This window comes from Tissierellales bacterium (assembly GCA_035301805.1).
Classification (GTDB): domain Bacteria; phylum Bacillota; class Clostridia; order Tissierellales; family DATGTQ01; genus DATGTQ01.
On the sequence record DATGTQ010000168.1, the window covers coordinates 1 to 12,362 of the forward strand.

The 12,362-nt window shown below is 30.9% G+C and carries 6 protein-coding genes; all 6 read right to left on the reverse strand.

What is annotated here, in order from left to right; all coding sequences use genetic code 11:
• Nucleotides 1-483, reverse strand: a 483-nt coding sequence (locus tag VK071_08530) for a sugar transferase (protein HLR35353.1), incomplete at its 3' end; no start/stop codon positions are given.
• A gap of 48 nt (nt 484-531) precedes the next feature.
• Nucleotides 532-2,112 carry a murein biosynthesis integral membrane protein MurJ gene (gene murJ / locus VK071_08535; protein HLR35354.1) on the reverse strand — a complete coding sequence of 527 codons (1,581 nt, stop codon included), beginning with the start codon at nt 2,110-2,112 and terminating at the stop codon, nt 532-534.
• 225 nt (nt 2,113-2,337) lie between these two features.
• Nucleotides 2,338-4,755 (reverse strand): sulfatase-like hydrolase/transferase, encoded by a 2,418-nt coding sequence (locus tag VK071_08540; protein ID HLR35355.1) that lies wholly within the window; start codon nt 4,753-4,755, stop codon nt 2,338-2,340.
• A gap of 116 nt (nt 4,756-4,871) precedes the next feature.
• A complete protein-coding gene (locus tag VK071_08545; GenBank protein HLR35356.1) occupies nt 4,872-5,420 on the reverse strand; it encodes a hypothetical protein in 549 nt (182 codons plus the stop codon).
• A gap of 337 nt (nt 5,421-5,757) precedes the next feature.
• Complete coding sequence (locus VK071_08550; protein ID HLR35357.1) at nt 5,758-11,202, reverse strand: S8 family serine peptidase; 5,445 nt, start codon at nt 11,200-11,202, stop codon at nt 5,758-5,760.
• A gap of 695 nt (nt 11,203-11,897) precedes the next feature.
• Nucleotides 11,898-12,362: hypothetical protein (locus VK071_08555; protein ID HLR35358.1), on the reverse strand; the 465-nt coding region annotated here is incomplete at its 5' end.

Here is a 12,362-nt window from a genome sequence, read left to right on the forward strand (position 1 = left end):
ATCATATTCTATTCTCTCATCCCAAGTCAGATTGTTTCTGCCATTTACTTGGGCAAACCCCGTAATTCCTGGTAGAACAGTAAACCTTTTTCTCTGTCTTTCTGGGTAGTCTTCATATTTATGAGGATGATATGGTACTGGTGGTCTTGGACCAACGATACTCATTTCACCTTTTAATATATTTATAAGTTGTGGAATCTCATCTAAACTTGTCTTTCTTAAGAATCTTCCTACTTTTGTAATTCTTGAATCAGTTTCGCTAGTATATATACCTGAACCAATCTTTTCTGCATTATCAACCATAGTTCTAAATTTATATATTAAAAATACTTTCCCATCTTTACCTAGCCTTTTCTGCTTGAAAAATATAGGCCCCTTGGAATCAATTTTTATAGCAATACCTATTATTAAAAATATTGGAAATAGGATAATAAGAACTATTAAGCTTAATATAAAATCCAATACTCTCTTCATAAAATGCATCTTTATATCTCCTTTTATATATTATAAGTATTAACCCATATAATATCTTTAATCTTTGTTTAGTCTCTTTTTTGCATTATCAACAAGCACATTTATTTCTTCCACTTTAAATAAATAACAAAATCCAAAATATACTATTACTCCAATTGCCACTGGAATTGCAAGTACTATTATATCTCTTATAAAAGTAAGGGTGGATACCTCTGGTATAATCCTTCCTTCTATATAAGATGACAATCCTCCATAAGTGAAGTAAACAACTAGCCCCATGATTATAGATGCTATTGTTGTCTTTATAAGACAAATTGCATAGTCTTTTATTTTTATAGCATTAATTCTCTTCTTCAAACCATAAATAAATACTAAAGAAGTTAATATAGCAGAAATACTCGTGGCTAAAGCTAAACCTTTATGCTTCAATGGCCCAATAAGTATTAAGTTCATTATCACATTTATTATTACAGCTATTATTCCATTTACCATTGGAGTTTTAGTGTCTTGTAGGGAATAATATACTCTACTTAACATAATCTTTATTGCAACACCAACAATTCCCAAAGAGTAAAATGTAAGGGCTTGAGAGGTCATTAAAGTTGCCCTACTATCAAAAGCTCCCCTTTGAAAAAATATTCTTACAAAAGGCTCAGATAAAACTATAAGTCCTACAGTTGCCGGTACAGTGATTATAAGTATTACATTTATACCATAATTTATAACCTTAACTAAGGATTCTTTATTATCTTTACTAGATTCTCTTGAAAGGATTGGAAATATTACTTTTGCTATAGCCAGTACAAATACTCCAAGAACTATGCCTTTTACCTTATTTGCATAAGAAAGGGCTGATATACTTCCTTTCACTAAATCTGATGCCAAAGTTTTATCTATTATTGTATTAACTTCATTTATAGTAGAACCAATTAATACTGGTATTGTTAAAAACAGTGCTTTCCCTAAATACTTATCTTTTAAATCAAAGACATATTCATATCTATAACCTAATCTTCTAGCTGTAGGAATTTGAATAATAACTTGGGATAATGCTGCTAAAACACTAGCTACCATTAGCCCTTCAATTCCATATTTTTGAGATAAAAAAATTAAAAATATTATATATATAAAATTAAAAGGAAAACTTTTTGCTGCAGGTATGCCAAAGCTTTCATTATTCTCCAAATATCCTGTAAATATATATGCTGCAACAGAGAAAAAAGCAATTGGTAATCCTATTCTATGTAATTTAATTGCTAATTGAAGCTTTTCTCCTTCGAAACCTTTCGCAAATATTTTCACTATTGCTGGTGAAAATATCCATCCTAATATCATAAAAACAATAGACATAAAAAATACAACATTTAATATGTTATTTAAATAATCTACCTTTCCTTGTTTTCCTTGTTTAACTTCTATTTCTGAAAGTATAGGTATAAGGGTAGTATTTAAAGCTGTCCCTATCATCCCCATAAATATCGTAGTTGCATCCATGGCTATAAAATAGGCATCCGTCAAATCTCCTGAACCAAATTTTGAAGCAATAAGCATTTCTCTTAAAAACCCTAAAAACTTACTTGTAAGAGTGAAAAACATAATTATTCCAACAGACTTTGCTGCTTTTTTTGCATTTCCCATACATATCCTCCTGACCAATTTCGGCCTTTAATTTCAACTATTATAGCAAATAGGTCGATACTATTCAATTATCCTTTTATAACTTATAACATTATATCACAATTATTAAACATAGCATAATTTAAGTACAAAAAATTTTCAGCCCCTAAGTTATAGTCTTAAGTGACTGAAATTTTTTATAAATATCTTATATAGTTGTTATTATTCTATGATTAGTACTATTTCTTAGGGTACTATTTTCTTTGTAAATACACCAAATACATTTTTCTTTTTCAATTCTTTCATATGGTCCCTATTATTTACATCGTAGACATAGGTTAGAATCCCTTCCTCTTTTAGTTTCTTTGGTAGTTCTCCTTCTGCCATGTCCTCTGATATGACTACTCCTAATAATTCATTACGCTTTGTAAAGTCTAATATTTCTTCCTCTGTATATTCTTTAAAAATTGGATTCAATAGGATATTATCAAAATTTCTAGTAAATGCTGCTGGATAACTTTCCATATTGTGTATCTGTGGTATAATTCTATCTTTCATTTTTGGATGATTTTCTCTCATATATACTAAAGTTTTTATTTCATCTGCTATTGTGGTTGTAGTTATATAAGTATCTTCATGCTCTTCTAACCAATTAATTAAATCATCTATAGTCATTTGAGAATTTTTAACTTCCGCTATCTCTTTATCTTTATTCCATTCTAAATTAACTTCAATCATTCTAAAGCCTTTTTCATAGGCTTCGTCTAGGGTATATTTTATATTATCCTTTGTTATAGCTGCATATTCTACATTTTTAGTATTTATTTTTTCTTTTCCTTCTTTTATTTTTATATTTCCCGGGCCATTAAGTATTTCTTTTACTAAATTATTTTTAAGAATATAGTCAGATAAATTTATTTCTTTTATTGCTTTTTCGTAACTTTCTCTACATTCTTCTATATCTATAGCTTCTCTAGTTTTCAAATTATGGCATCTACTATTATCAAATATTCCATCTTTCGACATAGTAAATTGCTTCTCATTATCAAAGAATGAGCCTTTTAGCATATTACTTTGTTGGGCTACTAAGCTATCTGTAGAATTTATTAAATCTATTCCAAACATAATGCTTTTTTCATTTTTCAATCCCATTATGTTTAATATAGTTGGTAGAAAATCTAATTGACTTCCTACTGTGGATATAGTTTCATTTATATCTTCTCCTGGTACATGGATTATTAAAGGTATATTCATCATATCTTGATAATCATATTCAAATCCTAAATAGTCAGACATAACCTCTTGATTATCTTCAATTGTAGGAGATAATCCATGATGATCTCCATATAAAGCTATAACGGAGTTTTCATAAATACCTTCCTTTTTTAATTCTTCTATAAATTCTCCTATAGCTTTATCTGTATAATGGACTGATTGAAGGTAATTACTAAACATTGTTCCCTTATGTTCATCTCTAATTTTTAATACATTATATTTCTCTGGCATTTCAAAAGGAATATGGCTAGTTAATGTAACCATGAAAGAATAAAAAGGTTCTCCCATTTCCCTTATATGAGGTAGAGATTGTTTAAAGAACTCTTTATCTACTAGCCCAAAACCTATTTCTTCATTTATGTCATAATCTTCTTCTGATATAAATCTTTCAAAACCCTGGGCTGGATAGGCATTTTTTCTATTCCAAAAATCTGGTTCATAGCCATGGAAGGCCCAAGAAGTATAGCCTTCATCCCTTAAAATCCAAGGTAGCCCATGAAAAGTATTGTCTTCATATAGAAAATAACTTCCATCCTTTCTAGTAGGGTATAAAGAGTTTTGTGTTACAAATTCTGCATCTGAAGTATTCCCTCTACCTAGTAGTTGAAAGTAGTTATCAAAATATATAGAACCTTTATCTTTTATTAGCTTATTTAAATTTGGAGTTATTTCTTGTCCATCATAAAAGTTGTCTATAAGAAAATTTTGAAAGGATTCTATTTGAATAACTATTACATTTCTATCCTTTCCTATACCATAGTGCTTCCTTTGTCCCTTTATGTCCTTTCCCCTTAAAGGAAGAGTATCATATATATTTTCTTCTGCTATAGTTTTATCTGGTTTAAAAACTCTTAGAATATCTAAAAAATGATAAGTATATAGCTCTTGTTTTTCTATTACTGTTCCATAGCCAAGAGAATGAATTGTTGTAAAAAGAATTATTATAATAGCCAATGTTCCAGATGGTATGCCTATACGAAGTTTTTTATTGTATACTTTTCTTTCTTTTTTAATTTTTTCCTTCTTTTTCCTGGAATAAATACATAGAAAAGGTACATCTCCTAAAAGAAATATTGTCAATGGATTTAATACAGTTTTTACACTATCCCCTACGGCCCCTACTTGGTTTATTTGTTTTAACATGGTGATGGAAGGTAAACTATCAAAGAAATGATAATAGAGTACATCTGCAAACATAAAAGCAGATACTGTATTATAAAAAGCAAAAGCTAAGGTTTGCTTTTTCTTTCTATTGCTTAGATAAATTAATGTAAAGAAAAATAAAGTTATAAGTCCACTTATTAAAAATATTATAAATTTATTATGTTCTATTTCTGTTAAATATATAAATATTCCTATTTTAGTTAAAAGTAGTATTATAAGAAGCATTTCTCGTCCCCCAGTACAGATTTAATTCCACTACTATTAATTTATACTATATACATTATATATTCAAGTGTCCAAAGTATTAGAAGAGTGAGTCAACAGGGACGGTCTTTACTGACTCACTTTGACTTAAGATAATTTATAATATCCATAAAATGATAAGTATATAATTCTTGGCTTTTTATATTTTTTATAAATCCCCATGAATTAATCATTATAAAGACTAATATAATTGTGGCTAGGATACCTAATGGTACTCCTATACGAGCTTCTTTATTATAGTGAGTTACTTTATTCCTCTTTCTTCTTTTAATTATTCTATTCCTTAAGTATATAAAAGGTAGATCTATTATGGTAATTATATTTATGGGGTTAATAATAGATCTTATACTACCCTCTACTTGTCCCACTTGTTTCAACATAGTTATGGAGGGTAGACTATTAAAATAGTGATAATATGTAATATCTGCAAAAATTACTGTAGACATTAAAAAGTAGAAAAAGAATGCTATTCCATTTTTCCTTCTATTCCTACTGAAATATATAAAGGTAAATATAAATACTGTTATAAGACAACTTACAGAAAATATAAGGGCTTTATTATCTTTTATTTCCGTTGAACGACTGAATAATCCAACTTTTAACAAAAGCATTATTGTATAAAACATAAGCCTTCCCTCCAGCTCTACATTATGTATGTATTATTAATTTACACGATTTTTAGATGGTTTACAATAGATAAAAAAGGAAATACATTCTTAGGTTACTGATTTTTCCCCCCTCAAGTATATTTACCCACTTTTATTACTGGTATGTTTCCTTTACTTAGACTATATATCCTAAGTCTTACCATTTAGTTCCCTCTTATTATACCCTAAGTTTATCCAACATATCTTTTATATTCATTAAAGTGTTCAAATACCTCCTCCAGAAACTAAAATAAGATCTCATATACACAAAGAAAAAACCAGCAGGGGGAAGGGGGTCCCTGCTGGCTTCTTAATTTTACCAAAACCACTTCTTAGCTGATTTTGGCTCTATAGTCAACTTTCCTGGGGTTATTTGCTTTACTTCTACCCCAGATTTGTTTATAAAGGTAATTTCTATTTCTAAATCTTCTCCAAGTGTTCCTTCTGGTATTTTCCATTCTCCAGTATATCTACCTTTGAATAATAATCTCTCATTCATATCTACTTTTATATCTCCATCTGGATGCTTGATTGTAAAGTAAGCTGTTCCGCCTTTTTCACTTCTGAAGTTAACCCTTAATTTATTTCCTGTTTTTATAATTTGGTCTTTATTTGGTTTTACATCTGTAAGTTCTGGTAGTTCTGGATCTTCTGGTTCCTCTTCAGAGCCTACTGTTAATCTTCCTGGTGCTTCTTCTTTTATAGTATTTCCAAAGATATCTGTAAACTCTATGTTGATTATTCCATTCTTTAAGCTTATGTTTTCTGGTACTGTCCAAGTAGCTTCATAGTATCCTGGTTCTACTTCTACCATTTCTATGCTAGAATCACTGTTGCTAGCCATATTCAATGGTAGTAGTATTTCAAAGAAGGCTTTTCCGCCTGTTGATTCACTCCTGAAGCTTACTGTTACTTCTTCTCCCGGTCTTACTACTAGGTCTTCATTTGGCATAATATCTGTAATAGTTGGTCCTTCTATTTTTACATGTACTTTTCTTTCTACTACAGTTTCATTACCTGCTAAATCTTTAGCTACAACTTTTATAGTATTTTCTCCATTACCTACTATTACTTTCTTACTAAAGTCTCCATTTTCAGCTACTTCAACTCTTTCACCATTTACTAATACTTTATCTAGATTTGCATCTTTTACATTGCCTTCTACAGTTATCACTTCTTTATTTATCTTTTCTCCTTCTTTTGGAGAAGACACATTTAATTCTGGTGCTTCCTTATCTTTAATTACTACAACTGGTGTAGATGGTTCTGTTTCTTTTCCTTTTAAGGTTGCTGTTACAGTTATATTGTTTTCTTCTGCTGGCAGTTCTATTTCACCAGTAAATTTCCTATCTACTGATTCTATTTCTTTTACCTTATTTCCATTTACATATACATTTACTACACTATCTGCAGTTACTTGACCCTCTATAGTTACAGAGTCTTTATTTGTATAATTTGTTTCTTCTAAATTAGTGATTAATGGTATATCCAGAGAATATTCCATTACTCCTCTAATCATTAAACCACCTTGTATTCCTTCAGACCCTATTGGAGTAAAATCTTCTCCACCTAGGTGTAAATAAGATCTATCTCCATGAGGAGAACTTTGATCTATCCCTACTCCAGGAGAAAGATCTCCTATTTTTGTTTGCATTGTTCCTATGAAGAAATCTTTACCTGTTGAAAAACCAAATTCTGAAAGATCTATATAGTTCCATTCTCCTCTATTAACTGTTACCATCTTAGGTTCCCCTACCATTTCTGTAGGATTCCCTTTTTCATCTGTATCAAATATTACAATGCCTATTTCATCTCCACCTGGTGTTGGCCAATCATTACCCCAGAAAAAGATATTTGCTCCTTTTACTTTACCATATTGAGATGGAGTTACTCTTATTGCTAGACCATTGTTAGCAGTATTTAGTACTAAAGCATTTTCTCCTGTACCATCGTCATAAATTATTTCTTCTTCATAGCCTACAAATCTTTTTAGTGGTACTTCTACTTCATTAGATTTACCACCTTCTACTTCTACTTCTACTTCACCTGGTTCATAATCATCTGCTATTACTTTAAGGGTATATTTACCTTCTAGTACATTTGGCATAGTAAAGTTTCCATTTTCATCAGAGTGTACAGTTTCTACAGCTGTATCTTCTACTAACCTTATTTGAGCATTAGGTATTGTATCTCCTGAATATCTATCTACTACCTTTCCTACTATATCTCCTCTTGGAATTGGTTCTAGTTTAAAGTTTTGTTTTACTACTTCTCCGTCTTCTAAGGTAACCTTTTCTTCTTTTGGATAGTAACCATAAGCTACTGCTCTTAATGTCCAAGTTTCTCCTGACTGATTTGCTCCATGTTTAATTTCATAAGTTCCTGTAGCTAAATTTGTCCTTACACTTCTTCCAGTTTCTAATACTGTTACTACAGCATCTACTGGAACTGATGCAAATTTTACATCTGTTGATTCTTCTTTTACTTTTTTGTAATTACTATTTTTTGATTTTGTTTCAGTTTTTAATTTATAATCTAATTCTTTTGGCTTTTTGTATCCATCTTTAAGTTTACCTTGCTTTTCTAGTTCTTCTAAAGTATAGTCATCCTTTCCTACTTTAGGTGTATCTATATTATCTAAGTTTTGACCTTCTTGTAAATTAGCTACCATTACATTGTCTATATACCAACCATCATAGTTTGAGGAATAGTCGGATATAAATACAAATCTTATTTTTATATTTTCACCTTTATATTCTTCAAGGGATAATTCTGTTTCTGTCCATTCTTCTATCCTGCCACCGAAGCTTTCGTCTGGTGTTATGTTCTTCCAAACTCCATCTTCTCCAGCTACATGGACTTGACATTTGTCGTATCTTGGTGATTCTGTTTGATACCAATGGTTGAAGTAAAGTACTGAACTTCCTTCAGCTGGTAGCGACATTTCCTGACTTTCTATCCACGAATTACTATTATTTAAATATTTACCATCTAATACTGTTGCCCAGACTTTTTCTCCTGTTAATGCAGTTCCTGGTCCTGAAGTAGGTACTCCCCATTCCCAAGTATCATCAGTTCCGCCTAAAACAAAACCTCCATTGTCTTCTTCAAAATTTGAAGAATATATAAGGTCTATAGTTCCTACTGTTAATTCTAGTTCTTCTGAATATTCGCTTTCATTTCCTGCAAAATCATAGGCTGTTACTACATAGTAATAAGTTTTATCTGATTCTACTGTTGTATCAAAGTATTTATTGGTTTTAGCCTCTCCTAATAGTGTATATTCTCCACCAGATGTTTCCGAACGATATACTTTATAGCCATTTACATCTATTTCTGGTGATTGACTCCACTCTAAGGATGTTCCTACAACTCTTGCTTCTCCTGTTAAATCTGTTGGTGCTGATGGTTCTTCAGTATCTTCTCCTACTAAGCTTACATCATCTATATACCAACCTAATTTATTTACTGATATATCAGAGGTAAATCTAAAAGCAACAAATACTGGTTCTTCTGAGCCAATATATTCATTTAGGTCTATAAATAAGCCTTCCCATTCCTTTTGGTCTCCTGTATATTCTGGTCCTATGGGAACCCAGTTTTCACCATAATCATTAGTGATATATACTTGACCTTTATCATATCTATTTTCTATTTCATACCAGTGAGCTAGCCTTAAACTGGCTGATGGTAAGTTTTCATCTCTTAAATCTATTGGTGGGGTAATTAATAAATTATCTGAGCTATTTGAATAGTTACCGTCTAGTTTCGTACCTATAAGCTTAGAGCCTTTATAAGGGTCTGGTCCTGCCTTAGGTTCGCCCCATTCCCAATCTCCTTCTAAAGTCCAACCTATAGGATAGTTTTCAAAATCTGTTTCATATTCTCCTGGCACAATACCAAATTCTACTTTTACACTATATTCATCTGTATATACAATATTTCCATCATAATCTCTAGCTTTTATCTTATATTCAAATCCTGGCATCTTCAATAATTCTGCCGGAATTACTGACTTATAAATACCGTCCTTTATATCACCTGAAGTCCTATTCATTGGAATATGGTACCAATATTTTGTTCCTGTAGTCTTCATCATTAATTCTGCTTCTACTATTGATACATCATCAGTTATTCTTGCTTCTACAGGTATATCAGAACCTATAAAACAATCATTTTCTATAGGATCATGGTGTATCTCTGGATCTTCTAAGTCTTCCCCATCTATTAATACTTTTCCTTTTATAGTTCCTGTTCCTGTTGAAACCTCAGATATAGCATCAAAAGCATTTAGTAAACCATGTCCATAACCATAGTTTGGTGCTTCTGAATAATCATCATCTGTTAATGGTGTAGCTGTATTTTCTATTATTTCTTCTAAGCTATCTACGGATAAGGAATTATCTGCTGATAATAGTAGGGCTACTGTTCCCGTTATATGTGGTGTTGCCATACTTGTACCATTCCAGCCACCTTCATAGCCTCCTGGAACTGATGAACGTATTCCTACTCCTGGTGCTGCAACTTCTGGTTTTATATCTTCATTATAAGGTCCTGGACCCCTTTGTGAAAAAGAAGCTCTTAAGTTATTTCTATCTGTAGCTCCTACTGCAAAACTTTCAGGATAATTAGCTGGACTTGATATAGATGCTGGAGGAGCTGGTCTACCTCTTTCATTACCTGCTGCAAATACCGGTACTATTCCTGCTGCTCTCCAAGACTCTACCATATCTCTATACCAGTCATCTCTTCCAGATCCACCGCCCCAAGAGTTATTTATTACGTCTGGTGCTAGGTTTGGATCTCCACCTGGTTCTAACATCCATTCTCCTGCTGCTATAAGCCAATTGTCATAGCCACCTTCTTCAGTAAAAGCTTTAGCCGCAATCCATTTTGCTCCTGGTGCTACTCCAATTTTATTTGTCCCATCTGGATCCTGTCCAAGTATAGTACCCATTACATGACTTCCGTGAGGTACTGATGGTACATCATAAGGCATATCTCTACCATTTACTGCATCAAACCAGTTTCCTTCGGGATTTGGATTATCTGGGTCGTTAGGATTATAGCCTCTCCATTTTTCTTTTAAGGCTTCGTGAGTCCAGTCTGCCCCTGTATCTATCATTCCAACTACTGCTCCTGAACCATCATATCCTAAGTCCCAAGCTTGATTTGCTCCAACTCTTTCTATATTCCACTCAAGTCCTTCTGTTGATTCTAACCCTTTAAGCGGTTCTGATTTTTCTGGTTTAACCACATCCACTTTTCTATTGGGATAAATCATTTCTACTTCTTCCATATAAGCAATATTTTCAATTACTTCTTTTTCCCCTTTTAAATAAACCATATTTACTATATGGAAAGATTCAATTTCTGATACTTTTCCTTCTTCTTTTTCTTTTTCTAGATATTTAATTAAATCATATTGACTAGTTTCCGCTTTATCTTTTAAAGCAGCTATTAAAGCTCTTCTTGAAGATAACTTTTGTTCGTAAGGTGTTTTACCTTTTGCATTTACTTGTGCTACCTTCTGTGAATTTACCCTATCTTTCATATAAACTAATACTTCTGCACTTTCATGTTTACCTAGAGTCTTCTTTAAATCTTTGTGAATTTTTTCTTCGAGAACATTTTTATTCTCTTCTTTTAAAGATTTAATTTCAGTTTTCGGCTTTGCTACTGCAAAAGTAAAGTTGCCTAGAACTAAAACTAATGCTAATACGAAAGATAGAAGCTTTTTCTTCCCCGTATTACTTATCATCCCAATACCCCCTGTTTTCTTTTTATATTTAAAAAAACAAATCCTTAATATTGAGAGTCCACCTCCCTTTTAAAATATTGATTTGTCTTTTAAATTTCAAAACTTCAAAATTACAAGGTTTTAAATTTCCCGCTTTCATTTTTCATTATAAGGGCTGTACAATAATATTACAAGAATTATCGTTCCAAATTTTCTGACAATTTCTTTTGTAGAAAGTTAACAATGCTTGATTTTTAACAAGAATGTACACGAAGCCTGTCAACAATCTACCCTTTAAGCCAATTATTGATAGTAAATACTAATTTTAATGCACTAAAACTGTTGATAAAATCTTATAAAATAGCCATAAGAAAAAATCACCATGGAGTTATGAACATAGAATTTTATTATTTAAATAATATGTAATTTATGATTGTAGATAATATATAAAAGCATAAGGATGTTTTAAGAATGCTTTGCAAGAAATATTAGAAGCAGACCATTTGAATATATTAAATTTATTATACTACCATCACCATTATAATTAAATTTTATTTTTAAATCATCAGCCTTTATAGGGCTTATTATTTAGCCTTTTTCATTATATTCTATACTAGTTTTATCGCTCCTAGAATTTACTTTTGTATTATTAATTTCTTATTCTACACAAAATTCCCCAATGTAAAATATAATTATATTTTACATTGGGGAACTTTTTAATAATCTTTTTCACTTTTTAATACTGTTCCCCTTTTCAAATTTGGTAAATATATTATCTCAAATCTATCTCCTACATACACATAATCCCAAAAGAAGAATACTAATCTCTTCTCATTCCCATTATCATTTCCTATAGTTACCCATATAGGTCTGTCTGATCTTCCACCATATGAATGTGTTACTGCTTTGCCTTCTATAATTTTATACTCATTATTTAATACATATGGAATATCTTTAACTGATGGTATAACATATTCACTATACATTAATACAAGATCAATAAATGATATTGTTTTAAAAATAATATCAAGTTTTTTATGATGTTTTCTTATAAACTTTTGTCCATAAACTTTACTTTTATCTGGCTTTATAAATAGTTCTCTAGAAATTATTTTCTTTACAAATATTATTGATAATATTAATATTAATAAAGATGTTGCATATAAAATAAATACATATGT

What these genes read in the sequence shown, in the direction of transcription:
- VK071_08545 (HLR35356.1), bottom strand. Translation starts at nt 5,420, where the DNA reads ATGTTTTATACAATAATGCTTTTGTTAAAAGTTGGATTATTCAGTCGT.
- VK071_08550 (HLR35357.1), bottom strand. Translation starts at nt 11,202, where the DNA reads ATGATAAGTAATACGGGGAAGAAAAAGCTTCTATCTTTCGTATTAGCA.
- VK071_08540 (HLR35355.1), bottom strand. Translation starts at nt 4,755, where the DNA reads ATGCTTCTTATAATACTACTTTTAACTAAAATAGGAATATTTATATAT.
- murJ (HLR35354.1), bottom strand. Translation starts at nt 2,112, where the DNA reads ATGGGAAATGCAAAAAAAGCAGCAAAGTCTGTTGGAATAATTATGTTT.